Here is a 25,719-nt window from a genome sequence, read left to right on the forward strand (position 1 = left end):
GCCGTCCTAGGCGGGCCGGCGGACCTCCACCACCCGGAAGCGGTTGGCGACGAACGCGCCGTCGCACAGGGCCGCGTTGGCCGCCGGGTTGCCGCCCGAGCCGTGGAAGTCGGAGAAGGCGGCTGTCTGGTTGACGTACACCCCGCCGGTGAGGTTGAGGGAGAGCTGGGCGGCCTCCTCCAGGCAGGCCTCCTGCACGGACTGCTCGACCTCCGGGTCGGTCGTGTACGCGCCCACCGTCATCGCGCCCTTCTCGCGGACGCTGTGGCGCAGCAGCTGAACGGCGTGGTCGGCGGAGTCGACGGCGACGGCGAAGGAGACGGGGCCGAAGCACTCGCTGGTCCAGGCCGCCTCGTCGTCGGGCTTGGCACCGTCCAGCTTGACGATCACCGGGGTGCGCACGACCGCGTCCGGGTACTCCGGGTTGGCCACCTCGCGGGAGGCGAGGGCGACCTCGCCGAGTCCGGCGGCGGCATCCAGGCGGGCCTTGACGTCCGGGTTGACGATGGCGCCGAGCAGGGCGTTCGCGCGGGCGTCGTCGCCGAGGAGGCCCTCCACGGCCCGCGCGAGGTCGGCGGTCACCTCGTCGTAGGTCTTGGCGCCCTGGTCGGTGCGGATGCCGTCGCGGGGGATCAGCAGGTTCTGCGGGGTGGTGCACATCTGGCCGCTGTAGAGGGACAGCGAGAACGCCAGGTTGCCGAGCATGCCCTTGTAGTCGTCGGTCGACTCGACGATCACCGTGTTGACGCCGGCCTTCTCGGTGAAGACCTGGGCCTGGCGGGCGTTGGCCTCCAGCCAGTCGCCGAAGGAGGTGGAGCCGGTGTAGTCGATGATCCGGATCTCGGGCCGGGTGGCCAGGGCCTTGGCGATGCCCTCGCCGGGGCGCTCGGCGGCCAGCGCGACCAGGTTCGGGTCGAAGCCGGCCTCGGTGAGGACGTCGCGGGCGACCTGCACGGTCATCGCGAGCGGCAGCACCGCGCGGGGATGGGGCTTGACCAGGACCGCGTTGCCGGTGGCGAGGGAGGCGAACAGGCCCGGGTAGCCGTTCCACGTCGGGAAGGTGTTGCAGCCGATGACGAGGCCGATGCCGCGCGGGACCGGCGTGAACGCCTTGGTCAGCGCGAGCGGGTCGCGCTTGCCCTGCGGTTTGGTCCACTCGGCCGTCTCGGGCGTGCGGGACTGCTCCACGTACGCGTAAGCCACCGCCTCCATGCCGCGGTCCTGCGCGTGCGGGCCGCCCGCCTGGAAGGCCATCATGAAGGCCTGCCCGGAGGTGTGCATGACCGCCTGCGCGAACTCCATCGTGCGGTCCGCGATCCGCTTGAGGATCTCCAGGCAGACCATCGCCCGCAGCTCCGGGCCCGCGTCCCGCCACGCCCTCTGCCCCGCCTTCATGGCGGGCAGCAGCACGTCGAGGTCCGCGTGCGGGTACTCCACGCCCAGCTCGATCCCGTACGGGGAGACCTCGCCGCCGACCCAGTCGTCGGTGCCGGGCTGGCCGAGGTCGAGGCGGGTGCCGAGCAGGGCGTCGAAGGCGGCCTTGCCCGCGGCCGTGTCCAGGCTGCCGTTCTCCCCGTAGGCCTTGGGGTGCTCGGGGTGGGGGGACCAGTACGCGCGCGTGCGGATCGTCTCCAGCGCCTGGTCCAGGGTCGGCCGGTGCCGGTCGATCAGCTGGTGCGCGGTGAGTTCGGCGGCCATGCGGGACCAACTCCTCGTCTCTCCCGGACGCGCCGTCGACTCTTCGTCGAGTCTCTTCGCCGAGTCCGGGACCTGGGGGAAACCTGGGCAGGAATATCAAAAGGTGCGGCGCGCAGCGCCTCGGGCAGGGTGGTGGTGGGAGACGGGTGGGCGGACACGGCTAGAGTAACCGAACGATCGGTCGGGACAAGGGGGACCGCCGCATCTGTGGAAAACCCCGTGCGGGAGGATCGCGCACATGACAGCACTCGACCTCAGCAGCCCCGTAGCCGTCGTCGGCACCGGCACCATGGGGCAGGGCATCGCCCAGGTGGCGCTGGTCGCGGGCCACCCCGTGCGGCTGTACGACGCCGTCCCCGGCCGGGCCCGGGAAGCGGCAGACGCGATCGGCGCCCGGCTCGACCGGCTCGTCGAGAAGGAACGCCTCACCGGCGCCGAGCGGGACGCCGCCCGCGCCCGGCTCCGGCCCGCCGAGACCCTCGCCGAGCTGGCCGACTGCGCCCTGGTCGTCGAGGCGGTCCTGGAACGGCTGGACGTCAAGCAGGAACTGTTCCGCGCGCTGGAGGACGTCGTCGGCGACGACTGCCTGCTCGCCACCAACACCTCCTCCCTCTCCGTCACCGCCGTCGGCGGCGTGCTCCGCCACCCCGGCCGCTTCGTCGGCCTGCACTTCTTCAACCCCGCGCCGCTGCTGCCGCTGGTGGAGGTGGTCTCCGGGTTCGCCACCGACGCCGCGTCGGCCACGCGCGCGTACGAGACGGCCCGCGTCTGGGGCAAGACCCCGGTCGCCTGCGCCGACACCCCCGGCTTCATCGTCAACCGTGTCGCCCGCCCCTTCTACGCCGAGGCCTTCGCGGTGTACGAGGACCAGGGCGCCGACCCGGCCACCATCGACGCCGTGCTGCGCGAGTCGGGCGGCTTCCGCATGGGCGCCTTCGAGCTGACCGACCTCATCGGGCAGGACGTCAACGAGTCCGTCACGCACTCCGTGTGGCAGGCGTTCTTCCAGGACGCGCGCTTCACGCCGTCGCTCGCCCAGCGCCGCCTGGTCGAGTCCGGCAGGCTCGGCCGCAAGAGCGGGCAGGGCTGGTACGACTACCGCGACGGCGCCGAGCGCCCCGGGCCGCACACCGCCGAGCCGGCCGGCCCGCCCGCGTACGTCGTCGTGGCGGGTGACCTGGGGCCGGCCGCCGAGCTGGCCGCGCTGGTCCGCGAGGCGGGGATCGAGGTCCGGGAGGAGGGGAGCGGTAACGGGCGGTTCGTCCTGCCCGACGGCGGAACGCTGTGCCTCGCCGACGGCCTGACATCCGTGGAACACCAGGACGTCGTCCACTTCGATCTCGCCTTCGACTACCGCAGGGCCACCCGTATCGCCCTGTCCGCGTCCGAGGACGTCTCCCCGCGCACCCTCGCCCAGGCCACCGGCCTGTTCCAGGCGCTGGGCAAGAAGGTCAGTGTGATCGGCGACGTCCCGGGCATGATCGTCGCCCGGACGGTCGCGCGGATCATCGACCTGGGGGTCGACGCCGTGGCCAAGGGTGTGGCCACGCCCGGGGACATCGACACGGCCATGCGCCTGGGCGTGAACTATCCCCTCGGGCCCCTGGAGTGGAGCCGCCGGCTCGGTGACACCTGGGCCTGCTCCCTGTTGGAATGCCTGCACGGGCGCGACCGGTCCGGGCGCTACGCGCCGTCTCTCGCGCTGCACCGCCACGCCCGGGCTTCAGAGAAGCGGGGAGGCACTCCCTCATGACCATCGCCAAGCGCGACACGTACACGCCCGAGACACTGCTCTCCGTCGCCGTGCAGGTGTTCATCGAGCGCGGTTACGACGGCACCTCCATGGAGCACCTCTCCAAGGCGGCGGGCATCTCCAAGTCGTCGATCTACCACCACGTCACCGGCAAGGAGGAGCTCCTGCGCCGGGCCGTGAGCCGGGCCCTGGACGAGCTGTTCGGAATCCTCGACGAGGAGCACGCGCGCGTGGGCTCCGCCGCCGAGCGGCTGGAGTACGTCGTGCGGCGCATGGTCGAGGTGCTGATGGCCGAACTGCCGTACGTGACGCTGCTGCTGCGGGTGCGCGGCAACACGGACACCGAGCGCTGGGCGCTGGAACGGCGGCGCGAGTTCGACCACCGGGTGGCCGCCCTGCTGAAGGCGGCGGCCGCCGAGGGGGACGTGCGCGCGGACGTGGAGGTGCGGCTGGCGACCCGGCTGGTCTTCGGCATGATCAACTCGATCGTCGAGTGGTACCGCCCGGACGGGCCCGACGGCCGGGGCGGCGCGGGCGGCGCGGGCGAGCGCGAGGTGGTCGACGCGGTGGCGCGGCTGGTGTTCGGGGGGCTGCGCAAGGCGTCCTGAGCGGGCGCTCGCCGGTGGCCCCGGCGGTCAGCTCTGCGGCTCCAGGTCCTCGGTCTCGAAGACGAGCAGGGTGCGGGTGCTGAGCACCTCGGGGATGGCCTGGAGACGGGTGAGCACCAGCTCGCGCAGGGCCCGGTTGTCGGGGGTGTGCACCAGGAGCAGGACGTCGAAGTCGCCGCCCACCAGGGCGATGTGGGAGGCGCCGGGGAGCTGCCGCAGCTGGGCGCGGACGGTGCGCCAGGAGTTCTGGACGATCTTCAGGGTGATGTACGCCGACGTGCCGTGCCCCGCGCGTTCGTGGTCGACGCGGGCGCCGAAGCCGCGGATGACGCCGTCCTCGACGAGCCGGTTGATGCGGGCGTAGGCGTTGGCGCGGGAGACGTGGACCCGCTCGGCGACCGAGCGTATCGAGGCGCGGCCGTCCGCCTGGAGCATGCGCAGGATGTCCTGATCGATCGCGTCCAGCGGACGCGGGGGCGGCGGGGCTCCGGAGTCCTCGGGGCCGCCGTCGTCGTCCGGGCGTTCGGCCATTTGTTCAGATGCCATGTCCCCCCGCCTTCTTACGATGGACGTACTGCGTCCATCTCAGGCTGTGGAGAACCGTTTGTCCACAGCCTGGGGCCGCCTGTAGCCAAAATGTGCCGACGACCGAACAATCGGTAGGTGAGGCCCGTCACACCCGTGGCGAGCCCGAAGCCGCTCCCACGAGGAGGTGCCGTCATGACGGTCATGGAGCAGCGGGGCGCGTACCGGCCCACACCGCCGCCCGCCTGGCAGCCCCGTACCGACCCCGCGCCGCTGCTGCCCGACGCGGAGCCGTACCGCGTCCTCGGCACGAAGGCCGCCGGGCAGGCCGACCCCGACCTGCTGCGCACGCTGTACGCCCGGCTGGTCCACGGCCGCCGCTACAACGCGCAGGCCACGGCGCTGACCAAGCAGGGCCGGCTGGCCGTCTACCCCTCCAGCACCGGACAGGAGGCCTGCGAGGTCGCCGCCGCGCTGGCCCTCGAGGAGCGCGACTGGCTCTTCCCCAGCTACCGCGACACCCTCGCCGTCGTCGCCCGCGGCGTCGACCCCGTCGAGGCCCTCACCCTGCTGCGCGGCGACTGGCACACCGGCTACGACCCCTGTGAGCACCGGGTCGCCCCCCTGTCCACGCCGCTCGCCACCCAGCTCCCGCACGCGGTGGGCCTCGCGCACGCCGCCCGGCTCAAGGGGGACGACGTGGTCGCCCTTGCCATGGTCGGCGACGGCGGCACCAGCGAGGGCGACTTCCACGAGGCGCTGAACTTCGCCGCCGTCTGGCAGGCGCCGGTCGTCTTCCTCGTGCAGAACAACGGCTTCGCGATCTCCGTGCCGCTCGCCAAGCAGACCGCGGCCCCGTCGCTGGCCCACAAGGCCGTCGGCTACGGGATGCCCGGCCGCCTGGTCGACGGCAACGACGCCGCCGCCGTGCACGAGGTCCTGTCCGACGCCGTACGGCACGCCCGCGCGGGCGGCGGCCCCACGCTGGTCGAGGCGATCACCTACCGCGTGGAGGCCCACACCAACGCCGACGACGCGACGCGCTACCGGGGCGACGCCGAGGTCGAGACCTGGCGCCGGCACGACCCGGTCGCACTGCTGGAGCGGGAGCTGACCGAGCGCGGCCTGCTGGACGAGGACGGCGTCGCGGCCGTCCGCGAGGACGCCGAGACCATGGCCGCCGATCTGCGCGCCCGCATGAACCAGGACCCGGCGCTCGACCCGATGGACCTGTTCGCCCACGTCTACGCCGAGCCCACGCCGCAGCTGCGCGAGCAGCGGGACCTGCTGCGCGCCGAGCTGGCGGCGGAGGCCGAGGCGGAGACCGCGTCCGGCTCCGCGTCCGCGGCGACCGAAGGGGGCCGGCGATGACCACGGTCGCCGTCAAGCCGGCCACCATGGCGCAGGCCCTCACCCGCGCGTTGCGCGACGCCATGGCCGCCGACCCGAGCGTGCACGTCATGGGCGAGGACGTGGGCACCCTCGGCGGCGTCTTCCGGGTCACCGACGGGCTCGCGAAGGAGTTCGGCGAGGACCGCTGCACCGACACCCCGCTCGCCGAGGCCGGCATCCTCGGCACCGCCGTCGGCATGGCGATGTACGGGCTGCGCCCGGTCGTGGAGATGCAGTTCGACGCCTTCGCCTACCCGGCGTTCGAACAGGTCGTCAGCCACGTCACCAAGATGCGCAACCGTACGCGCGGGAAGATGCCCCTGCCGCTGACCATCCGCGTCCCCTACGGCGGCGGCATCGGCGGCGTCGAGCACCACAGCGACTCGTCCGAGGCTTACTACATGGCGACTCCGGGGCTCCATGTCGTCACGCCCGCGACCGTCGCCGACGCCTACGGGCTGCTGCGCCAGTCCATCGCCTCCGACGACCCGGTCGTCTTCCTCGAACCGAAGCGGCTGTACTGGTCGAAGGACGCCTGGAACCCCGAGGAGCCGTCGCCCGTTGAACCGACAGGCCGCGCGGTGGTGCGTCGCTCCGGCCGGAGCGCCACACTCATCACGTACGGGCCGTCGCTGGCCGTCTGCATGGAGGCGGCGGAGGCGGCCCGGGCCGAGGGCTGGGACCTCGAAGTCGTCGATCTGCGCTCCCTGGTGCCTTTCGACGACGAGACGGTGTGCGCTTCGGTGCGGCGGACGGGACGCGCGGTCGTCGTCCACGAGTCGGGTTCCTTCGGGGGGCCGGGCGGGGAGATCGCGGCCCGGGTCACGGAGCGCTGCTTCCACCACCTGGAGGCGCCGGTGCTGCGTGTGGCCGGGTTCGACATCCCGTACCCGCCGCCGATGCTGGAGCGGCACCACCTGCCCGGTGTGGACCGGATCCTGGACGCCGTGGGGCGCCTGCAGTGGGAGGCCGAAAGCTGATGGCACAGGTGCTGGAGTTCAAGCTCCCCGACCTCGGTGAGGGCCTCACCGAGGCGGAGATCGTGCGCTGGATGGTCGAGGTCGGCGACGTCGTCGCCGTCGACCAGCCGGTCGTCGAGGTCGAGACGGCGAAGGCGATGGTCGAGGTGCCCTGCCCGTACGGCGGCGTGGTCACCGCCCGCTTCGGCGAGGAGGGCGCGGAGCTGCCCGTCGGTGCGCCGCTGATCACGGTGGCGGTGGGCGAGGGGGCCGACGGCCACCGTCCGGCGGAGGACTCGGGCACCGGCGGCGGTGCCGCGCGGGCGCCGCGGGCCGAGGAGCCCGGCGCGGGGCGGGAGAAGTCCGGGGGCTCGGGCAACGTCCTGGTCGGGTACGGCACCTCGGAGGCTCCCGCCCGCCGGCGCCGGGTGCGGCCGCAGCGGCGGGTGTCCGGCGCAGCGACCGGCGCGGAGGCGACCGGCGCTGTGCCGTCCGGTGCGGAGGTGGTCGGGCGGGCCAACGGCCGGGCCCGGGCCGCCGAGCCGGTGGACGGGCCGGTCCCCGTCATCTCCCCGCTGGTGCGCCGGCTCGCCCGGCAGAACGACCTGGATCTGCGCGAGCTGACCGGCTCCGGACCGGACGGCCTGATCCTGCGGGCGGACGTGGAGTACGCCCTGCGGGCCGCCGCGGCCCAGGGCGGCGGCCGTGCGGCGACCCAGGAGACCGGCCCGCACGCGGCGGCGGAGACGGCCCGGGAACAGGCCACCACGGCTCCCGCGGCCACCGCGTCCCACGCCTCCTCCGCGGTGCCGCCGGTCGCCACCCGTACGCCGCTCAAGGGCGTCCGCGGCGCCGTCGCCGACAAGCTCTCCCGCAGCCGGCGCGAGATCCCGGACGCGACCTGCTGGGTGGACGCCGACGCGACCGAGCTGATGCGTGCGCGCACAGCGATGAACGCGGCGGGCGGACCGAAGATCTCCCTGGTCGCCCTGCTGGCCCGGATCTGCACGGCCGCCCTGGTCCGCTTCCCCGAGCTGAACTCCACGGTCGACACGGAGGCCAGGGAAGTCGTCCAGCTCGACCACGTCCACCTCGGTTTCGCCGCGCAGACGGACCGGGGGCTGGTCGTGCCGGTCGTCCGCGACGCGCACGCGCGGGACGCCGAAGGGCTCACCGCCGAGTTCGCCCGGCTCACCGAGACGGCCCGCGAGGGACGGCTGACGCCCGGTGAACTGACCGGCTCCACCTTCACGCTGAACAACTACGGAGTCTTCGGCGTCGACGGCTCCACGCCGATCATCAACCACCCCGAGGCCGCCATGCTCGGCGTCGGCCGCATCGTCCCCAAGCCGTGGGTGCACGAGGGCGAGCTGGCGGTGCGTCAGGTCGTGCAGCTGTCGCTGACCTTCGACCACCGGGTGTGCGACGGCGGCACGGCGGGCGGTTTCCTGCGGTACGTGGCGGACTGCGTGGAACAACCGGCGGTGCTGCTGCGGACGTTGTGACGGAGTGATTGATGGGACGGAGGCAACGAAAGCGACCGAGGTGACTCACGTGACGGCGCCGGTGCCGGTGCGCCGACTCTGACGCGCGGGCTCCCCCCACGTTCCCTGTGATCGCGCAGGGACGCATACTCGGGGGGTGACCGCGTACGAGCCCTTCGGTGCCCCCGGCGCCGGCGCCGATCCCGCGCCGGGCGCGGACCCCGTCGGGTACGACGCCGTCGTGCTCGCCGGCGGGGCCGCCCGGCGCCTCGGCGGTGCCGACAAGCCCGGCCTGCGCGTGGGCGGACGGGCGCTGCTGGACCGGGTGCTCGCCGCCTGCGCCGGAGCGCGGAGCACCGTCGTCGTGGCCGCCCCGCGGCCCACCCCGCGCCCGGTGACCTGGGCGCGCGAGGACCCGCCGGGCGGTGGACCCCTGGCCGCCCTCGCCGCCGGCCTCGGGCACACCACGGCCGAGCACGTCGTGGTCCTCTCCGCCGACCTGCCGTTCCTGTCCGGCTCCACCGTCGGACGCCTGCTGTCGGCCCTCGCCGCGAGCGAAGCCGACGGTGTCCTGCTCACCGACGCCGACGGCCGCGACCAGCCGCTCGTCGCCGCCTACCGCGCGTCCGCGCTGCGCCGCGAACTGGCCGCGCTCACCGGGAGCCAGGGAGGCGGGACGCGCCGGGCGGACCTCACCGGGCTGCCCCTGCGCCGGCTGACCGGCGCTCTCCACCTCACCCGTGTCCCCGACGCCGTCGCCTCCTTCGACTGCGACACCTGGGACGACCTCGCCACCGCAAGGGCACGCATCAGGGAGCATGGTCACGTGTTGGATGAATGGATCTCCGCAGCCAAGGACGAGTTGGGCATCGACCTCGACGTCGACACCGGCCTCCTGCTCGACCTCGCCCGGGACGCCGCCCACGGGGTGGCCAGGCCCGCAGCGCCGCTGACCACCTTCCTCGTCGGCTACGCGGCCGGGCGGGCCGGGGGCGGCCCCGAGGCCGTCGCCGAGACCGCCCGCAAGGCGGCCGCCCTCGCCCGGCGCTGGGCGGAGGAGGCCGCGGCCGCCGAGGAACCGCCCGCGTCGACCACGGCGGGCAAGCCCGACGTGGCCCCCGACGCCACCCCCGACACCCGCCCGGACGCCCGATGACCTCCCCCGGCACCCGGACCGGCGAGGAAGCCGACGACCTCGACGTCGAGGAGGCGCTCGCCCTCGTGAAGGAGAACCCCGGCCCTCCCGGCGGCACCCCCGACGGACCGGCCGTCCACCCGCACGCCTCGCACCACGGCGACCCGCACCGCCACGACGGTCCTCACCACCACGGCGACCGCCACCGCGCGACCCCCTGGCCCGAGGCCCGGACGAGCGCCGAACGCGCGGCCCGCTCCGCCGTCCGCGCCGCCCGCCGAGCCCCCGTCCCGGCGCCCCTCGACGCGGCCCTCGGTCTCACCCTGGCCTCCCCGCTCACCGCCCTCACCGACCTGCCCTCCTTCGACACCTCCGCGATGGACGGCTGGGCCGTCTCCGGCCCCGCGCCCTGGACGGTGCGTGACGAAGGCGTCCTGGCCGGACACGCGGAACCCGCGCCCCTGACCGACGGAGAAGCCGTCCGCATCGCCACCGGCGCCCGCGTCCCCGCGGACACCACCGCCGTCCTGCGCACCGAGCACGGCCGCACCGACGAACGGGGCCGCCTGCACCCCACCCGCGAGGTCGTCCACGGCCAGGACATCCGGCCGCGCGCCCAGGAGTGCCGCGGCGGCGACCAGCTGCTGCCCGTCGGCACCGTGGTCACCCCGGCCGTGCTGGGCCTCGCGGCGGCCGCCGGGTACGACACGCTCACCGCGGTCCCCCGCCCCCGCGTCGACGTCCTCGTCCTCGGCGACGAGCTGCTCACCGGGGGGCTGCCGCACGACGGCCTCATCCGGGACGCACTCGGCCCGATGCTGCCGCCCTGGCTGCGTGCCCTGGGCGCCGAGGTCCGCACGGTCTGCCGGATCGGCGACGACGCCGAGGCCCTGCACCGCGCCGTCACGGCCTCCGACGCCGACCTGATCGTCACGACCGGCGGTACCGCCGCGGGCCCCGTCGACCACGTGCACCCCGTCCTGACCCGCATCGGCGCCGAACTCATCGTGGACGGCGTCAAGGTGCGCCCCGGCCACCCCATGCTGCTGGCCCGCCTGGGGGACGACCAGCACCTCGTGGGCCTGCCCGGAAACCCCCTCGCCGCCGTCTCCGGACTGCTCACGCTCGCCGAGCCGCTGCTGCGCGTCCTCGCCGCCCGCCCGGCGCCCGAGCCCTACACGCTGCCTCTGCGGGACGCGGTGCACGGGCACCCGTACGACACCCGGCTGGTCCCCGTCGCCCTGCGCGGCGACCGTGCCGTGCCCCTGCACTACAACGGTCCGGCCATGTTGCGCGGCATCGCCGCCGCCGACGCCCTGGCCGTCGTACCGCCGGGCGGTGCGCTCAGTGGCCAGGAGGCCGAACTGCTCGACCTTCCCTGGGCCACCGGCGGAATCGGAGTGTGTTTCACGTGAAACTTCCGGGCCAGGACGCGATCGCCCGCCAGGCGGACGAACACCTCGTGACCCATCGGGTGAAACTTCCCAGGAAGCTGGTCGAGCATCCGATCCGCCAGGTCGGCAAGCGGCTGTCCCTGGCCCTGGTGGTCCTGCTGGTGACGGCCTTCATCGTCTACGCCGACGCCGACGGCTACAACGACAACTCCGACGGTTCCGTCGACCTCCTCGACGCCTTCTACTACGCCACCGTCACCCTTTCCACCACGGGCTACGGCGACATCACTCCCGTCAGCGACGCCGCCCGGCTGACCAACATCTTCGTCATCACGCCTCTGCGCGTGCTGTTCCTGATCATCCTGGTCGGCACCACGCTGGAAGCCCTCACCGAGCGCACTCGGGAGGAGTGGCGCCTGAACCGCTGGAGGACCACCTTGCGCGATCACACCGTCGTCGTCGGTTTCGGCACCAAGGGGCGGTCGGCGATCCAGACCGTCTGCGCGACCGGGCTGCGCAAGGAGCAGGTCGTCGTGGTCGACCCCAGCGGCAAGGCCATCGAGGCCGCCACGGCCCACGGCTACGCGGGCGTGATAGGCGACGCGACACGCAGCGATGTGCTCAACCGCGCCGAGCTGTTCCGGGCGAAGCAGATCATCATCGCCACCCAGCGCGACGACACGGCCGTACTGGTCACGCTCACCGCCCGGCAGCTCAACCGCGGCGCGAAGATCGTGGTCGCGGTCCGCGAGGAGGAGAACGCACCGCTGCTGAAGCAGTCCGGCGCCGACGCGGTGATCACCAGCGCCAGCGCCGCGGGCCGCCTGCTCGGCCTCTCGGTGCTCAGCCCCGCCGCCGGCATGGTCATGGAGGATCTGATCAGCCAGGGCAGCGGACTCGACCTCGTCGAGCGGCCGGTCATAAAGTCCGAGGTCGGCAGGGGCCCGCGGGAGGTGGACGACCTGGTGGTCAGCGTCCTGCGCGGGCACCGGGTGCTCGGCTACGACGATCCGGCCGTCGGTGAACTCCAGCTGACGGACCGCCTGATCACGATCGTGCGGGCGACTCCGGCCACGCATGTGGCCCCGGACGCCCGCCCGCTGCCCCGCGACTGACGGCGCCGACCGCAAGCGGTCGAGGCCCGGCGCCGTACCCGCCGGGTCACTTGCGGTTGTACAGCCGCATGGTGATCGGGCCGAAGACCAGCAGCAGCGCGCCGGCCCAGCCCAGCGTCCAGGCGATCTCCGTGCCGGGCCACTCGCCCGCCATCAGCCCGCGCACCGCGGACGCCAGGTGGGTGATCGGGCTGTTGTTGACGAACGCCTGCAGCCAGCCCGGCATCGTCTTCGGGTCGACGAAGACGTTGGACAGGAAGGTGAGGGGGAAGATCACCATCATGCTGACGCTCATCACCGACTTCTCGGTGCGCAGCATCAGCCCGAACATCGTCCAGATCCACGAGAACGCGAACGAGAACAGCAGCAGCAGCGCGATCCCGGCGACCACACCGCCGAACCCGCCGTCGGGCCGGTAGCCGAGGAGCAGGCCCACGACGAGCATGATCACCGACGCGATCGTGTAGCGCAGCGCGTCGCCGAGCAGATAGCCGACCATCGCCGAGGGCCGCCAGATGGGCAGCGAGCGGAACCGGTCGAAGACGCCCTTCTCGATGTCGATGTTGACCGAGACCCCGGTGTACATCGTGATCATCACGACCGACATCACGAGGATGCCCGGCAGCACGAACTGGATGTAGTCACTGGGCGAGCCCGCCAGCGCACCGCCGAAGAGGTACGTGAACATCAGCAGGTTCATGATCGGGAAGGCGGTGACGTCGAAGAGCTGCTCCGGCACGTGCTTGATCTTGAGGATCGCGCGCCAGCCGAAGGTCAGCGAGGTCGACAGGGCGCTGGGCCGCGGGGGCCGCTCCCTGGCGACCAGCAGGGCCGCCAGCGACTCGGTGCTGACCGCGGAGAGCTGCTTGCTCTCGGTGCTCGTGGCCGTGCTCATGCCGCCACCTCGTCCTTCGTGTCGGTGTCGGTGTCGGGGCCGGTACCGGGGGCACCGTCGCCTTGGCCGGTGTCGTGCCCGGTCAGCGCCAGGAAGACCTCGTCGAGGCTGGGCTGGCCCAGGGAGAAGTTGTCCACGGTGATACCGGCCCGCGTCAGTTCGCCGAGCGCCTTGGCGGCCTGGTCGGCGGCCGCGTCGCCGCCGGACACCGCGAGCCGCGCGGTCAGGGCCACCGGGTCGGGCTCCAGCTGCACCTCGGCGACCAGCAGGTCCCGCAGCAGCCGCTCGGCCTCCGGCCGCTGGTCCGCGTCCCGCAGCCGCAGGTGCACCGAACCGGCGCCGACCGACGCCTTCAGCTCGCCCTTGGTGCCCTCGGCGATCACCCGCCCCTTGTCGATGACGGCGATCCGGGAGGCCAGCTGGTCGGCCTCGTCCAGGTACTGCGTGGTCAGCAGGACGGTCGTGCCCTGGGCGACGACCGCGCGCACGATGTCCCACACCTGGTTGCGACTGCGCGGGTCGAGGCCGGTGGTCGGCTCGTCGAGGAAGAGCAGGTCGGGGGTGTTGAGGATGGAGGCGGCGATGTCGATGCGCCGCCGCATGCCACCCGAGTAGTGCTTGACCTGCTTGGCCGCCGCGTCCGTCAGCCCGAAGGCCTCCAGCAGCTGCTCGCCGCGCTGCCGCGCGGCCGCCTTGCCGTGCCCGAGGAGCCGGCCCAGCAGGACCAGGTTCTCGGTGCCGGTGAGGTCCTCGTCGACGGACGCGTACTGCCCGGTCAGGCTCACCCGGCTGCGCACCTCGTCCGCCTCGCGCACGACGTCGCGGCCGAAAACGTGGGCCTGGCCCCCGTCCGGCCGCAGCAGGGTGGCGAGCATCTTCACCGTGGTGGTCTTGCCGGCGCCGTTCGGCCCGAGGACGCCGTAGACCGTGCCGGCGGGCACGGCGAGGTCGACGCCGTCCACGGCCCGGGTCTCGCCGAACGTCTTCACCAGGCCCGCGGTCTCGATCGCGAGTCCGGACGTGTGCGTGCTCATCGATGGTCCTTCCGCGTTCTTGGACTACGCATGGGAAGACCTTTACCGTCGCGCAAACTCATCGGTCGCGCACAGGCTTTTTCCCACGGATGGTCCCAAAGTCGCAGGGCGCTCCGACCACGGACCCGGGCGCGGGGGCCCGGCCAGGGACGGAGGAGTAGCGTCGCCCCCATGCATGCGATCACGATTTCCGAACCCGGTGGCCCCGAGGCGCTGGCCTGGGCAGAGGTCCCCGACCCGGTGCCCGGCGAGGGCGAGGTCCTGGTCGAGGTGGTGGCCAGTGCCGTCAACCGCGCCGACATCATGCAGCGCCAGGGCTTCTACGACCCCCCGCCGGGATCCTCCCCCTACCCGGGCCTGGAGTGCTCCGGGCGTATCGCCGCGCTCGGCCCCGGCGTGTCCGGCTGGTCCGTCGGCGACGAGGTGTGCGCGCTGCTCGCGGGCGGCGGTTACGCCGAGAAGGTCGCCGTTCCGGCCGGCCAGCTGCTGCCGGTGCCGGAGGGCGTCGGCCTCAAGGAGGCGGCCGCGCTGCCCGAGGTGGTCTGCACCGTCTGGTCGAACGTCTTCATGGTGGCCCACCTCCGCCCCGGCGAGACGCTCCTCGTGCACGGCGGCTCCAGCGGCATCGGCACCATGGCGATCCAGCTGGCCAAGGCCGTCGGCGCGAAGGTCGCCGTGACGGCGGGCACCAAGGAGAAGCTGGAGCGCTGCGCCGAACTGGGCGCCGACATCCTGATCAACTACCGGGAGCAGGACTTCGTCGCCGAGGTGGAGGACGCCACCGGCGGCGCGGGCGCGGACGTCATCCTGGACAACATGGGCGCCAAGTACCTGGACCGCAACGTCCAGGCGCTCGCCGTCAACGGCCGCCTCGCGATCATCGGCATGCAGGGCGGCCGGAAGGGCGAGCTCAACATCGGCGCGCTCCTCGCCAAGCGCGCCGCCGTCAGCGCGACCTCGCTGCGCGCCCGGCCCCTGGAGGAGAAGGCGGCGATCGTGGCGGCCGTCCGCGAGCACGTCTGGCCGCTGCTGGCCGGGGGGCACGTCCGCCCGATCGTGGACCGTGAGCTCCCGATGAGCGACGCACCCGGCGCCCACCGGGTCGTGGAGGAGAGCGGGCACGTCGGCAAGGTGCTGCTGGTCACCTCGTAGCGGCGGCGGTTCAGCCGCGCCGCAGGCGGAGGCCGACGAAGGCGAGGGCCAGCCCCAGGCCGACCAGGACCAGGCCGGTGCCCAGCGGCAGGACCTGCGGTACCTCCCCGGCGGCCTGGTCGGCGTGCGTGCCGGCCCGCGGGACGGACGGGGACGCGGAGGGAGCCGGGGCGGTTTCCCGGGACGGCACGGCACCGGCCACGTCGTCGGCCGGACCCCCGCCCTCGTCCTCCGCCCGCAGGCCGCCGCCGTCGTCCGCGGCGTCCTGCTCCCGCCCGGGCCCCTCGGAACGCCCGGGGCGCTGCCGCCCCTCACCCGGACGGCTCCCCGCCCGGGAGGGCTCCGGGCCGGCCGTGGCGGCGGACGCCGAGGACGAGGGAGAGGACGAAGCGGTACCGCGTCCCGCGCCGCCCGAGGGACGGGAGGCCGGCCCGTCATCGGGCCGGGCCTCCTCGGCGTCGTCGGCGGCGGGACCGGCGCCCGGACCACCGGGGCCGTCGTGACCGTTCTGCCCCTGGGGGCGCTCGTCCCGCTCGAAGGAGCCGTCCCCCCTGGAGCCGTCCCCCTCGGACCCGCTCTCCCCGGACCCGTCCTCCCCGGGACCGCCGTCCTCGGAGCCGTCCGGCCCGGAAGACCTGCCCGGGGCGGCAGCCTTGCCCGGGGCGGCGGCCGGCGCCGAGGGGGAGGGCGCCACGGCGGCCCCCGTCCCCGCGAACCCGGTGCCGTACGCCGGTCCCGTCCCGCACGGCGACACCAGCGCACCCACTCCCAGTACCCCCGCCAGCCCTGTCGCTCGCAGCGTGCGCAGCCATGGATTCACGCCCGTGACCCCCTCCCGGTGATGAGATCGACGGAACAAGCCTCACACCGCGCAGCCTTTCCGGCATTCCGGACGCCCCCGAATGCGGGGGCACCGCCCTGTCGGGGCGTACGGGTGCGAGAGAATGGCGGCATGGAGATGCCGAGGAACGACAGGTCGCCGGAGAACCCTCAGATCCTGGTCGTCGGCCAGGACGGAATGGCGCTCAGCGGCGGCGGGGGAGACGACGACTCCCGGGAGATTCCGGTGACCGAGCAGGTGGAGCAGCCTGCCAAGGTGATGCGGATCGGCAGCATGATCAAGCAGCTGCTGGAGGAGGTGCGTGTCGCGCCCCTGGACGAGGCGAGCCGGGCCCGGCTCAAGGAGATCCACGCCAGTTCGGTGAAGGAGCTGGAGGACGGACTGGCGCCCGAACTGGTCGAGGAGCTGGAGCGGCTGTCCCTGCCGTTCACGGACGACGCGACCCCGACCGACGCGGAGCTGCGGATCGCCCAGGCGCAGCTGGTCGGCTGGCTGGAGGGCCTCTTCCACGGCATCCAGACCACGCTGTTCGCCCAGCAGATGGCCGCGCGGGCCCAGCTGGAGCAGATGCGCCGGGCGCTGCCGCCGGGCGTCGGGCAGGAGGGCGAGGAGCCGCACCCCGGCGGCCGTTCCGGCGGACCCTACCTGTAGGACCCGCGACTCCCCCCACGTCCCGAACGACAGGAAGGGCCCGGCGGCACCGGCCGCCGGGCCCTTCGTCGTCCGCGCGGGTGTCAGCGTCTGATCAGGCGGACGGCGGGTTGCCCGTCGACACCTTGAGCTGGATCGTCGGCATCTTGTCCGGGTCGACGTCCGTGCCGGCCACGGGGAACTGGTCGCGGACCGAGCCCTCGCCGTAGGTGTTCTCGTCGACCTCGACGACCTCCATCGACCAGCCGGCGGCCTGGAAGCACTCCTTGACCGAGCCGATGTACTTGAAGGTGAAGTCCGGCACCTTGATCTTGTCGGGGTCGTTGTACGACTCCTGAGGCTCCGTGCACTCGTCCTTCTCGATCGTCTTCGTCGTGTCCGGCCCGCGGTAGCCCGCCGCCCTCGACGGTGACGCGGACCCGCTGGCGGTGGTGTCCCCGCCCTTCGGGTCCTCCCCGCCGTCGTTCATGGTCAGCGCGCCGATCAGGCCGCCGACGACCAGGACGGCGACCGCGATCGCGCCGACGACCAACATCTTGTTGGTCTTGCGGCCGCCCCCGGAGCCGGAGGCCGGCGCGGAGGGCGTGAGGTTGTACGGCGGCGGGGTGTGCGCGCCCTGCGGGTGCTGCTGCTGCGCGTACGGTGACGCGGCCGGGGTCTGGTAGCCGCCCTGCTGCGGGTAGCCGTACGCCGGCGAGGGCGTGGGGGCAGGCGTGCCGTACGGGTTCGGCGTCGGCTGGTACGGCGTCTGGACCGGGCCCGTCGGGGCCGGGGTGCTCTGGTCGACCGGCGGGAACACCGCGGAGCCGACGCCCGCGCCGCTGGAGGTCTGCGCGCCGGGCACGATGTTCGGCGGGGCCGCCTGGAAGGAGGCCGCCACCCGCAGGCACTCGTCGCGCATGGCCTCGGCGCTGGGGAAGCGCTCGTTGGGGTTCTTCTTCAGCGCGCGGGCCACCAGGGCGTCCACGGCCGGGGGCAGCGCGCGGTTGACCGACGAAGGAGCGACCGGCTCCTCCTGCACGTGCGCGTACGCGATGGCCAGTGGCGAGTCCGCGTCGAACGGGAGGCGCCCGGTGACCAGCTGGAAGAGCATGATGCCGACCGAGTAGAGGTCGGAGCGGGCGTCCACGCCGCGGCCGAGGGCCTGTTCCGGCGAGAGGTACTGCGGTGTGCCGACGACCATGCCGGTCTGTGTCATCGACGTCACGCCGGACTGCATGGCGCGGGCGATGCCGAAGTCCATGACCTTGACCACGCCGCGCTTGGTCATCATCACGTTGCCCGGCTTGATGTCGCGGTGGACCAGGCCCATCTCGTGGCTGATCTCCAGCGCCGCCAGCACGTCCGCGGTGATCTTCAGCGCCTTGTCGGCGGGCATCGCGCCCTGCTGCCGGACGTCCTCGTCGAGCACCGAGCCGAGCGGTCGGCCCTCGACGTACTCCATGACGATGTACGGCGTCGCCATGCCGCCCAGGTCGTCCTCGCCGGTGTCGAAGACGGAGACGATGTTGGTGTGCGTGAGCTTGGCCACTGCCTGGGCCTCGCGGCGGAAGCGCTCGCGGAAGGCCTGCTCCCGGCCCAGCTCGGTGTGGAGTGTCTTGACCGCGACCTGCCGGTCCAGCACCGAGTCGTACGCCAGGTGCACCGAGGCCATGCCGCCCTCGCCGAGCAAGTCGCGCAGCTGGTAGCGGCCGCCGGCGAGCGCGCGCCCCGCGTACCGGCCCTGTCCGGCGTCCTGGCTCATGTGTCTGCGTCCCCCATAGGCGTCGGCGCCGTTGGCGGCGGCACGCACGCTCGTGATCGAAAGTGCTATTCCCGGCCAAGTCTGCCCGAGGGCACTGACACGTCAAGCGCGGTGCCCGTTCCGTGACCGTACGCGAAAGAAGCGTCGCGGAAGCGTTACAGCCGGCGTACCGCCGGTACACGGAATTTGCACGGCAGCGCGGGGCCAGGGTTTCATGACCGGTCCGTCTCGATGCCGGTCCCGGCAGCCCGTCTCGGACCAGAGGCTTGCGCGGAGGCTGTAGCGTGGCCGACGGAGACCGTAACAACACCGCGCGTACCGCGGGCAGAAACGACGGCGAGGACTGATGGCACAGCAGCAGCGCGCCCAGGGCCCGTCCGAACCCGAGGCATCTGGCGGCGGTATGTCTGACGCGCCGGAGAACTGGGGCAACGGCGGCCTGGTCGGCGACGGCCGGTACCGGCTGACCCGCAGACTCGGGCGGGGCGGCATGGCCGAGGTGTTCGCCGCCGAGGACGTCCGCCTCGGGCGCACCGTGGCGGTCAAGCTGCTGCGCGCCGACCTCGCCGAGGACCCGGTCTCCAAGGCCCGCTTCACGCGCGAGGCACAGTCGGTGGCCGGGCTCAACCACCACGCCATCGTGGCCGTCTACGACTCCGGCGAGGACTTCGTCGGCGGCCAGTCCGTGCCGTACATCGTGATGGAGATCGTCGAGGGCCGCACCATCCGCGACCTCCTCCTCAACGCCGAGGCGCCCGGCCCCGAGCAGGCGCTGATCATCGTCTCCGGCGTCCTGGAGGCGCTGGCCTACTCGCACCAGCACGGCATCGTGCACCGCGACATCAAGCCCGCCAACGTCATCATCACCAACAACGGCGCCGTGAAGGTGATGGACTTCGGCATCGCCCGCGCCCTGCACGGCGCGTCCACGACGATGACGCAGACCGGCATGGTCATGGGCACCCCGCAGTACCTCTCCCCGGAGCAGGCCCTCGGCAAGGCCGTCGACCACCGCTCCGACCTGTACGCGACGGGCTGCCTGCTCTACGAACTCCTCGCACTGCGCCCGCCCTTCACCGGCGAGACCCCGCTGTCGGTGGTCTACCAGCACGTCCAGGACATCCCGACGCCGCCGTCCGAGGCATCCGACGCCTGCCCGCCCGAGCTGGACGGCCTGGTGATGCGCTCGCTGGCCAAGGAGCCCGACGACCGCTTCCAGACCGCCGAGGAGATGCGCGGCCTGGTCCAGTACGGGCTGCAGATGCTGTACGAGCAGGGCGGTCACACCGGCACCTGGAACACCGGCCCGGTCGCCGCGCACGACGGCCGGCACACCCCGGCGGCCGGTCTCGCGGGCACGACGGTGCTGCCGCATCCCGACCACGGCGCCTCCGGCACCCAGCAGATCCCCCAGCAGATCCTGCCGAACGGCTACGGCGGGGGCGACGACGGCGGTTTCGAGGGCCACGGCAACAGGGGCAGCGGCCGGGGCAAGCTGTGGATCCTGGCCGTCCTGGCGGTGATCGCCATCGCCGCGGGCGTCGCGCTGGCCATGAACAACGGTGAGGGCGGCAAGGGCGGCACGGAGACGGACAAGAGCCCGACGGCGTCCACCTCGCAGAGCACCGGCAACGAGTCGTCCAGCCCCTCGCCGAGCGACGAGGAGACGCAGGAGAACACCGACCCGGAGACGGACCGGAACAACGGCGGCGGGGGCACCGGCGGGGGCTGGGGCGACCAGCCCTACACGCCGTCGTACACGCCGTCCGAGAGCGCGTCGGGGGAGCCGTCCGGGGAGCCGTCCGACGGTCAGACGGGCCCGTCCACGCCGGCGGACGGTGGCGAGCCGACGGACGGCGGTGGCGAGCCGACGGACGGTGGTGGTGAGCCGACCGGTGGGACCGGTGGTGAGCCGACGGGCGGCAGTGGTGGTGAGCCCACCGGCGGCGCCACCCCTCCGGGTGGCGACGGCGGCAACTGACCGAAACGATCCCCACGCGCGCGTGCGGCCCGATCAGGGCGCCACGCGCGCGTCGCGTTTCCCCGGCCGCCCCACCGGCCGTCACAGCACGCCGGCGGGTCCCTCCGTCACGTGCACCGAGCCGAACCGCGGTTCGATCCGCAGATAGACCGGCTCGAACGGCTCACCGTCCACCCGGCCCGGTGCCGGACCGAACCGGTCGATCTCGGCGGCGCTCGGTTCGTGGGTCTCGCACCGGCCCACGACCTGCACGGTCCACACGCTCTCACCGGGCGCGGCCGAACCGAGGTTGTCCGCGCCGTACGCCACGACGCTCCCGGCGCACACCTGGTGGTACCCGCAGCTCCTCGGCATGCGCAGCAGGACCCGGCCGTCGGTCACGATGTGCCGCGCGGTGGCGAGGAAGGGCAGGGCGCGCATGGTGGTGGCCGCCCGGCCGTAGGCGGTGCGGCCGAGCAGGCCGACGGCGAGCTGTGCGTCGGAGGGCATAGGTCCACTGTGCGCGGGCGGAGGAAAGGGAAACAGAGTCGCCCGCCCCGGCAGGAAGGGACGTAGGTCCCGAATAAAGGCCTGCCGCGGTGCTCAGCGGTTCTCGGCCTGCAGCCGGGCCACGAAAGCCGCCGCCTGGGAACGCCGCTGCATTCCGAGTTTGGCCAGCAGGCTCGACACGTAATTCTTGATCGTCTTTTCCGCGAGGTGCAGCCGCTCGCCGATCGCGCGGTTGGTCATCCCCTCGCCGATCAGGTCCAGGATGCGCCGCTCCTGCTCGGTGAGGCGGGCGAGCCGGTCGTCGGTCCGGGTGCCGCCGTCGCGCAGCCGCTCCAGCACCCGCGCGGTGGCCGCCGGGTCGAGCAGCGACTTGCCCGCGGCCACCTCCCGGACGGCACCCAGCAGCTCGGCGCCGCGGATGTCCTTGAGCACGTATCCGGAGGCGCCCGCCATGATCGCGTCGAAGAGGGCCTCGTCGTCCGCGAAGGAGGTCAGCATGAGGCACCTGACGGACTCGTCCCGGGAGCGGATCTCGCGGCAGACCTCCACGCCGCTGCCGTCGGGCAGCCGGACGTCCAGCACCGCGACGTCGGGCCGGGCGGCCGGGACCCGGGCCAGCGCGTCGGTCGCCGTACCGGCCTCCCCCACCACCTCGATGTCGGGCTCGCCCGAGAGCAGATCGTGCACCCCGCGGCGCACGACCTCGTGGTCGTCGAGGAGGAATACCCGGATTTTTCCGTCTTCGCGCACGCGGTCAGTCTCACACACCGACTCTTCCCGTGCCCGGGGTGGCCGGGATAACGTGCCGTTGTTCCGGCCCCCTGCGAGGCTGTGACCAGTAAAACTTCCGCACTTCGCCGATTTACTTGGAAATCCGAGTAAAAACGCAGGTCAGGAGGGGTTTCACAGAAATGTGGAGCACTGGGTAACGTGCTGTTCGCAGGGCGCTCGCCGGGGCACCTGTCACGCCTGTTCCCGAACGGGCCGCACCCACCCTTGTGCGTCCGCCGGGCCGCAGGTGAGCCGCACTGGCTTCCGGCGAACCCGGGGGCCGGACCGACGGAGGAGCACACGTGACCGAGAGCACTGCCGCGCGCAAGCCGCGACGCAGCGCCGGAAGCAAGGCGGCCGGTACGACCGGCGGCAAGGCCGGCACCACCGGCGCCAAGCGCACCACTCGCAAGACCAGCACCACTGCCGCGAAGGGCTCCGAGACGGAGCTGGTGCAGCTGCTGACGCCCGAGGGCGAACGGATCGAGACGGCCGACAACTCCGCGTACGCCGAGTACGCCCAGTACGTCGCCGACATCACCCCCGACGAGCTGCGCGGCCTGTACCGCGACATGGTGCTCACCCGGCGCTTCGACGCCGAGGCCACCGCCCTGCAGCGCCAGGGCGAGCTGGGCCTGTGGGCCTCCCTGCTGGGCCAGGAGGCCGCCCAGATCGGCTCCGGCCGGGCCACCCGGGACGACGACTACGTCTTCCCGACCTACCGCGAGCACGGTGTCGCCTGGTGCCGGGGCGTCGACCCGACCAACCTCCTCGGCATGTTCCGCGGCGTGAACAACGGCGGCTGGGACCCCAACAGCAACAACTTCCACCTCTACACCATCGTCATCGGCTCGCAGGCGCTGCACGCCACCGGCTACGCCATGGGCGTCGCCAAGGACGGCGCGGACTTCGGCGTGATCGCGTACTTCGGCGACGGCGCCTCCAGCCAGGGCGACGTCAGCGAGGCGTTCAACTTCGCCGCCGTCTACAACGCCCCCGTGGTGTTCTTCTGCCAGAACAACCAGTGGGCGATCTCCGAGTCCAACGAGAAGCAGACCCGGGTGCCGCTCTACCAGCGCGCCCAGGGCTTCGGCTTCCCCGGCGTCCGCGTCGACGGCAACGACGTCCTCGCCTCCCTCGCGGTCACCCGCTGGGCCCTGGACCGCGCCCGGCGCGGCGAGGGACCGGCGCTGATCGAGGCGTACACCTACCGCATGGGCGCCCACACCACCTCGGACGACCCTTCCCGCTACCGGCACGACGACGAGCGCGCCGCCTGGGAGGCCAAGGACCCGATCCTGCGCCTTCGCCGCTTCCTGGAGTCCGCAAACCACGCGGACGAGGGATTCTTCGGGGAACTGGAGGCGGAGAGCGAGGCGTTGGGCAAACGAGTGCGCGAGGTGGTCCGTGCCATGCCGGACCCGGACCGGTTCGCCATCTTCGAGAACGTGTACGCGGACGGGCACGCGCTCGTCGACGAGGAGCGGGCCCAGTTCGCCGCCTACCAGGCGTCGTTCGCAGAGGCCGAGGGGGTCTGACATGGCAGCCGAAAAGATGGCGCTGGCCAAGGCGATCAACGAGTCGCTGCGCCGCGCGCTGGAGTCGGACCCCAAGGTCCTGATCATGGGGGAGGACGTCGGCAAGCTCGGCGGCGTCTTCCGGGTCACCGACGGCCTGCAGAAGGACTTCGGCGAGGACCGGGTCATCGACACCCCGCTCGCCGAGTCCGGCATCGTCGGCACGGCCATCGGTCTGGCCCTGCGCGGGTACCGCCCGGTGGTGGAGATCCAGTTCGACGGCTTCGTCTTCCCGGCCTACGACCAGATCGTCACCCAGCTGGCCAAGATGCACGCCCGCTCGCTGGGCAAGGTCAAGCTGCCCGTCGTCATCCGCATCCCCTACGGGGGCGGCATCGGCGCGGTCGAGCACCACTCCGAGTCCCCGGAGGCGCTGTTCGCGCACGTCGCCGGCCTCAAGGTGGTCTCCCCGTCGAACGCGGCGGACGCCTACTGGATGATGCAGCAGGCCATCCAGAGCGACGACCCGGTGATCTACTTCGAGCCCAAGCGCCGGTACTGGGACAAGGCCGAGGTCGACGCCGAGGCGATCCCGGACCCGCTGCACGCCGCGCGGGTGGTGCGCGAGGGCACCGACCTCACGCTGGCCGCGTACGGCCCGATGGTGAAGCTCTGCCAGGAGGTCGCGGACGCGGCGGCCGAGGAGGGGCGGTCCCTGGAGGTCGTGGACCTGCGGTCCATCTCCCCGGTCGACTTCGACACGGTCCAGGCCTCGGTGGAGAAGACCCGCCGCCTGGTCGTGGTCCACGAGGCGCCGGTGTTCCTGGGCTCGGGCGCGGAGATCGCGGCCCGGATCACGGAGCGCTGCTTCTACCACCTGGAGGCCCCGGTCCTGAGGGTCGGCGGCTACCACGCGCCGTATCCGCCGGCGCGTCTGGAGGAGGAGTACCTGCCCGACCTGGACCGGGTGCTGGACGCCGTCGACCGCTCGCTGGCGTACTGAGGAGAGGGTCGTGACGACGATGACTGAAGGGTCCGTGCGCGAGTTCAAGATGCCCGACGTGGGCGAGGGACTCACCGAGGCGGAGATCCTCAAGTGGTACGTACAGCCCGGTGACACGGTCACCGACGGCCAGGTGGTGTGCGAGGTCGAGACGGCGAAGGCAGCCGTCGAGCTGCCCATTCCGTACGACGGTGTGGTGCGCGAGCTGCACTTCCCCGAGGGCACCACGGTCGACGTGGGGACGTCGATCATCGCGGTGGCGGTCGGCGGCGGAGCCGCGGCCCAACCGGCACAGGAGGCCGGCGAGGAGACGGCCGCCGCTCCGGCCGCGACGACCGGCGCCGAGGGGGAGAAGAAGCCCGAGGCCCGCCAGCCGGTCCTGGTCGGGTACGGAGTGTCCACCTCCTCGACCCGTCGCCGCCCCCGCAAGGGCGCCCAGGTCCCGGCCCAGGAGGCACCGGCGGCGTCCGCCGCCATCCAGGCCGAGATGAACGGCCACGGACCGGCCGCGCCGGCCACCCGCGAGCGCCCGCTCGCCAAGCCCCCGGTGCGCAAGCTGGCCAAGGATCTCGGCGTCGATCTGGCCACGGTCACCCCGACCGGCCCGGACGGCGTCATCACCCGCGAGGACGTGCACGCGGCGGTCGCCGCCACGCAGGCCGCCGAACCGCAGGCGGCCCCGGCCGACCGGGCCATCGCGCCCGCCCCCTCCGCGGCCGCCTCCCCGGCCCCGGCGGTGGTGTCGTACGACACGGCGCGCGAGACCCGTGTCCCGGTCAAGGGCGTGCGCAAGGCGACGGCGGCGGCGATGGTCGGCTCGGCGTTCACGGCGCCGCACGTCACCGAGTTCGTGACGGTCGACGTGACGCGCACGATGAAGCTGGTCGAGGAGCTGAAGCAGGACAGGGAGTTCGCGGGCCTGCGGGTGAACCCGCTCCTGCTCATCGCCAAGGCCCTGCTGGTGGCGATCCGGCGCAACCCGGACGTCAACGCCTCCTGGGACGAGGCGGCGCAGGAGATCGTGGTCAAGCACTACGTCAACCTGGGCATCGCGGCCGCGACCCCGCGCGGCCTGATCGTCCCGAACATCAAGGACGCCCACGCCAAGACGCTCCCGCAACTGGCCGAGTCCCTGGGCGAGCTGGTCTCGACGGCCCGGGAGGGCAAGACCTCCCCGGCCGCCATGCAGGGCGGCACGGTGACCATCACCAACGTCGGCGTCTTCGGCGTCGACACCGGCACGCCGATTCTCAACCCGGGCGAGTCCGCGATCCTCGCGGTCGGCGCCATCAAGCTCCAGCCGTGGGTGCACAAGGGCAAGGTGAAGCCGCGTCAGGTGACCACGCTGGCGCTGAGCTTCGACCACCGCCTGGTCGACGGCGAGCTGGGTTCCAAGGTGCTCGCCGACGTCGCGGCGATCCTGGAGCAGCCGAAGCGCCTGCTCACCTGGGCCTGACCCACCGGGACCACCCGAGAACACGAGAGACGGAGCCGCGTGTCCCGCCCGGGCGCGCGGCTCCGCCGCTCCCGGCCCTTCGATGACGTATGTCACTGGTCGCGGTGGCCCCGACGGCCGAA

The 25,719-nt window shown here is 72.9% G+C and carries 22 protein-coding genes; 14 read left to right on the forward strand and 8 right to left on the reverse strand.

The features are described 5' to 3' along the window. Nucleotides 1-6: 6 nt before the first annotated feature. Nucleotides 7-1,698: a phenylacetic acid degradation protein PaaN gene (gene paaN / locus ACFW47_RS10010; protein WP_386280055.1), complete on the reverse strand. Its 1,692-nt coding sequence runs from the start codon at nucleotides 1,696-1,698 to the stop codon at nucleotides 7-9. Between the two features lie 238 nt (nucleotides 1,699-1,936). Here paaN and ACFW47_RS10015 point away from each other — a divergent pair, with 238 nt between their 5' ends. Beyond that, the gene (locus ACFW47_RS10015) at nucleotides 1,937-3,451 is read left to right on the forward strand and encodes a 3-hydroxyacyl-CoA dehydrogenase (RefSeq protein WP_386305440.1); all 1,515 of its coding nucleotides are present in this window, start codon (nucleotides 1,937-1,939) and stop codon (nucleotides 3,449-3,451) included. Next, complete coding sequence (locus ACFW47_RS10020; protein ID WP_386280051.1) at nucleotides 3,448-4,059, forward strand: TetR/AcrR family transcriptional regulator; 612 nt, start codon at nucleotides 3,448-3,450, stop codon at nucleotides 4,057-4,059. Before ACFW47_RS10015 ends, ACFW47_RS10020 begins: the two co-directional genes overlap by 4 nt. A gap of 27 nt (nucleotides 4,060-4,086) precedes the next feature. Here ACFW47_RS10020 and ACFW47_RS10025 read toward each other — a convergent pair whose 3' ends face one another. Further along, the gene (locus ACFW47_RS10025; protein WP_386280049.1) at nucleotides 4,087-4,605 is read right to left on the reverse strand and encodes an Lrp/AsnC family transcriptional regulator; all 519 of its coding nucleotides are present in this window, start codon (nucleotides 4,603-4,605) and stop codon (nucleotides 4,087-4,089) included. Nucleotides 4,606-4,779: 174 nt separating this feature from the next. Between ACFW47_RS10025 and pdhA (ACFW47_RS10030) the strand changes: the two genes are divergently transcribed. The 6 genes from pdhA (ACFW47_RS10030) to ACFW47_RS10055 all read left to right on the forward strand — a co-directional run bounded on the left by pdhA (ACFW47_RS10030) (nucleotide 4,780) and on the right by ACFW47_RS10055 (nucleotide 12,063). Beyond that, complete coding sequence (gene pdhA, locus ACFW47_RS10030) at nucleotides 4,780-5,955, forward strand: pyruvate dehydrogenase (acetyl-transferring) E1 component subunit alpha (protein ID WP_386280046.1); 1,176 nt, start codon at nucleotides 4,780-4,782, stop codon at nucleotides 5,953-5,955. Next, nucleotides 5,952-6,956, forward strand: a complete 1,005-nt coding sequence (locus tag ACFW47_RS10035; protein WP_386280044.1) for an alpha-ketoacid dehydrogenase subunit beta — start codon at nucleotides 5,952-5,954, stop codon at nucleotides 6,954-6,956. The genes pdhA (ACFW47_RS10030) and ACFW47_RS10035 overlap by 4 nt, the downstream gene beginning before the upstream one ends. Next, nucleotides 6,956-8,440, forward strand: a complete 1,485-nt coding sequence (locus ACFW47_RS10040) for a dihydrolipoamide acetyltransferase family protein (RefSeq protein ID WP_386305441.1) — start codon at nucleotides 6,956-6,958, stop codon at nucleotides 8,438-8,440. The genes ACFW47_RS10035 and ACFW47_RS10040 overlap by 1 nt, the downstream gene beginning before the upstream one ends. Before the next feature lie 136 nt (nucleotides 8,441-8,576). Then, nucleotides 8,577-9,575, forward strand: coding sequence for an NTP transferase domain-containing protein (locus tag ACFW47_RS10045; RefSeq protein ID WP_386280041.1), 999 nt, complete (start codon nucleotides 8,577-8,579; stop codon nucleotides 9,573-9,575). Continuing rightward, nucleotides 9,572-10,969 (forward strand): molybdopterin molybdotransferase MoeA, encoded by a 1,398-nt coding sequence (locus ACFW47_RS10050; RefSeq protein WP_386305443.1) that lies wholly within the window; start codon nucleotides 9,572-9,574, stop codon nucleotides 10,967-10,969. Before ACFW47_RS10045 ends, ACFW47_RS10050 begins: the two co-directional genes overlap by 4 nt. Beyond that, nucleotides 10,966-12,063: a potassium channel family protein gene (locus ACFW47_RS10055; protein ID WP_386280037.1), complete on the forward strand. Its 1,098-nt coding sequence runs from the start codon at nucleotides 10,966-10,968 to the stop codon at nucleotides 12,061-12,063. Before ACFW47_RS10050 ends, ACFW47_RS10055 begins: the two co-directional genes overlap by 4 nt. Nucleotides 12,064-12,109: 46 nt before the next feature. Here ACFW47_RS10055 and ACFW47_RS10060 read toward each other — a convergent pair whose 3' ends face one another. Further along, nucleotides 12,110-12,958, reverse strand: a complete 849-nt coding sequence (locus ACFW47_RS10060; protein ID WP_386280035.1) for an ABC transporter permease — start codon at nucleotides 12,956-12,958, stop codon at nucleotides 12,110-12,112. After that, nucleotides 12,955-13,992: an ATP-binding cassette domain-containing protein gene (locus ACFW47_RS10065; protein ID WP_386280033.1), complete on the reverse strand. Its 1,038-nt coding sequence runs from the start codon at nucleotides 13,990-13,992 to the stop codon at nucleotides 12,955-12,957. The genes ACFW47_RS10060 and ACFW47_RS10065 overlap by 4 nt, the downstream gene beginning before the upstream one ends. A 171-nt stretch (nucleotides 13,993-14,163) precedes the next feature. Between ACFW47_RS10065 and ACFW47_RS10070 the strand changes: the two genes are divergently transcribed. Continuing rightward, on the forward strand, nucleotides 14,164-15,144 hold the full coding sequence (locus tag ACFW47_RS10070) for an NAD(P)H-quinone oxidoreductase (RefSeq protein WP_386280031.1): 981 nt from the start codon (nucleotides 14,164-14,166) through the stop codon (nucleotides 15,142-15,144). Nucleotides 15,145-15,154: 10 nt separating this feature from the next. Here ACFW47_RS10070 and ACFW47_RS10075 read toward each other — a convergent pair whose 3' ends face one another. Continuing rightward, nucleotides 15,155-15,964, reverse strand: a complete 810-nt coding sequence (locus tag ACFW47_RS10075) for a hypothetical protein (RefSeq protein ID WP_386305444.1) — start codon at nucleotides 15,962-15,964, stop codon at nucleotides 15,155-15,157. A gap of 132 nt (nucleotides 15,965-16,096) precedes the next feature. Here ACFW47_RS10075 and ACFW47_RS10080 point away from each other — a divergent pair, with 132 nt between their 5' ends. After that, nucleotides 16,097-16,636 carry a bacterial proteasome activator family protein gene (locus ACFW47_RS10080; protein ID WP_100047474.1) on the forward strand — a complete coding sequence of 180 codons (540 nt, stop codon included), beginning with the start codon at nucleotides 16,097-16,099 and terminating at the stop codon, nucleotides 16,634-16,636. A 94-nt stretch (nucleotides 16,637-16,730) separates the two neighbouring features. Here ACFW47_RS10080 and ACFW47_RS10085 read toward each other — a convergent pair whose 3' ends face one another. After that, nucleotides 16,731-18,380, reverse strand: a complete 1,650-nt coding sequence (locus ACFW47_RS10085) for a protein kinase (RefSeq protein ID WP_386305446.1) — start codon at nucleotides 18,378-18,380, stop codon at nucleotides 16,731-16,733. Between the two features lie 346 nt (nucleotides 18,381-18,726). On the opposite strand from ACFW47_RS10085, the gene ACFW47_RS10090 reads away from it, so the two are divergent. Beyond that, nucleotides 18,727-20,361, forward strand: coding sequence for a protein kinase (locus ACFW47_RS10090; protein WP_386305447.1), 1,635 nt, complete (start codon nucleotides 18,727-18,729; stop codon nucleotides 20,359-20,361). A gap of 81 nt (nucleotides 20,362-20,442) precedes the next feature. Here the strand turns inward: ACFW47_RS10090 and ACFW47_RS10095 are convergent, their stop codons facing one another. Together ACFW47_RS10095 and ACFW47_RS10100 are read right to left on the reverse strand one after the other, a co-directional pair. After that, on the reverse strand, nucleotides 20,443-20,850 hold the full coding sequence (locus ACFW47_RS10095) for a pyridoxamine 5'-phosphate oxidase family protein (RefSeq protein ID WP_386280023.1): 408 nt from the start codon (nucleotides 20,848-20,850) through the stop codon (nucleotides 20,443-20,445). Nucleotides 20,851-20,943: 93 nt separating this feature from the next. Then, on the reverse strand, nucleotides 20,944-21,600 hold the full coding sequence (locus ACFW47_RS10100) for a response regulator (RefSeq protein WP_386280021.1): 657 nt from the start codon (nucleotides 21,598-21,600) through the stop codon (nucleotides 20,944-20,946). A gap of 323 nt (nucleotides 21,601-21,923) precedes the next feature. Between ACFW47_RS10100 and pdhA (ACFW47_RS10105) the strand changes: the two genes are divergently transcribed. From pdhA (ACFW47_RS10105) to ACFW47_RS10115, 3 genes are read left to right on the forward strand one after another with little or no spacing between them, the layout of a single operon-like run. Next, nucleotides 21,924-23,159 carry a pyruvate dehydrogenase (acetyl-transferring) E1 component subunit alpha gene (gene pdhA / locus ACFW47_RS10105; RefSeq protein ID WP_386305448.1) on the forward strand — a complete coding sequence of 412 codons (1,236 nt, stop codon included), beginning with the start codon at nucleotides 21,924-21,926 and terminating at the stop codon, nucleotides 23,157-23,159. 1 nt (nucleotide 23,160) lies between these two features. Then, nucleotides 23,161-24,141, forward strand: a complete 981-nt coding sequence (locus ACFW47_RS10110; protein WP_386280017.1) for an alpha-ketoacid dehydrogenase subunit beta — start codon at nucleotides 23,161-23,163, stop codon at nucleotides 24,139-24,141. Nucleotides 24,142-24,151: 10 nt separating this feature from the next. Further along, a complete protein-coding gene (locus ACFW47_RS10115) occupies nucleotides 24,152-25,597 on the forward strand; it encodes a dihydrolipoamide acetyltransferase family protein (protein WP_386305450.1) in 1,446 nt (481 codons plus the stop codon). Nucleotides 25,598-25,719 lie beyond the last annotated feature (122 nt).

Source organism: Streptomyces sp. NPDC058796 (assembly GCF_042745235.1).
In the GTDB taxonomy this organism is placed as follows: Bacteria; Actinomycetota; Actinomycetes; order Streptomycetales; family Streptomycetaceae; genus Streptomyces.

Coding starts and splice junctions, on each gene's coding strand:
- ACFW47_RS10085 (WP_386305446.1), bottom strand. CDS start 18,380: ATGAGCCAGGACGCCGGACAGGGCCGGTACGCGGGGCGCGCGCTCGCC.
- ACFW47_RS10050 (WP_386305443.1), top strand. CDS start 9,572: ATGACCTCCCCCGGCACCCGGACCGGCGAGGAAGCCGACGACCTCGAC.
- pdhA (WP_386280046.1), top strand. CDS start 4,780: ATGACGGTCATGGAGCAGCGGGGCGCGTACCGGCCCACACCGCCGCCC.
- ACFW47_RS10090 (WP_386305447.1), top strand. CDS start 18,727: ATGGCACAGCAGCAGCGCGCCCAGGGCCCGTCCGAACCCGAGGCATCT.
- ACFW47_RS10060 (WP_386280035.1), bottom strand. CDS start 12,958: ATGAGCACGGCCACGAGCACCGAGAGCAAGCAGCTCTCCGCGGTCAGC.
- ACFW47_RS10015 (WP_386305440.1), top strand. CDS start 1,937: ATGACAGCACTCGACCTCAGCAGCCCCGTAGCCGTCGTCGGCACCGGC.
- paaN (WP_386280055.1), bottom strand. CDS start 1,698: ATGGCCGCCGAACTCACCGCGCACCAGCTGATCGACCGGCACCGGCCG.
- ACFW47_RS10040 (WP_386305441.1), top strand. CDS start 6,956: ATGGCACAGGTGCTGGAGTTCAAGCTCCCCGACCTCGGTGAGGGCCTC.
- ACFW47_RS10065 (WP_386280033.1), bottom strand. CDS start 13,992: ATGAGCACGCACACGTCCGGACTCGCGATCGAGACCGCGGGCCTGGTG.
- ACFW47_RS10070 (WP_386280031.1), top strand. CDS start 14,164: ATGCATGCGATCACGATTTCCGAACCCGGTGGCCCCGAGGCGCTGGCC.
- ACFW47_RS10035 (WP_386280044.1), top strand. CDS start 5,952: ATGACCACGGTCGCCGTCAAGCCGGCCACCATGGCGCAGGCCCTCACC.
- ACFW47_RS10080 (WP_100047474.1), top strand. CDS start 16,097: ATGGAGATGCCGAGGAACGACAGGTCGCCGGAGAACCCTCAGATCCTG.
- ACFW47_RS10095 (WP_386280023.1), bottom strand. CDS start 20,850: ATGCCCTCCGACGCACAGCTCGCCGTCGGCCTGCTCGGCCGCACCGCC.
- ACFW47_RS10020 (WP_386280051.1), top strand. CDS start 3,448: ATGACCATCGCCAAGCGCGACACGTACACGCCCGAGACACTGCTCTCC.
- ACFW47_RS10110 (WP_386280017.1), top strand. CDS start 23,161: ATGGCAGCCGAAAAGATGGCGCTGGCCAAGGCGATCAACGAGTCGCTG.
- ACFW47_RS10025 (WP_386280049.1), bottom strand. CDS start 4,605: ATGGCATCTGAACAAATGGCCGAACGCCCGGACGACGACGGCGGCCCC.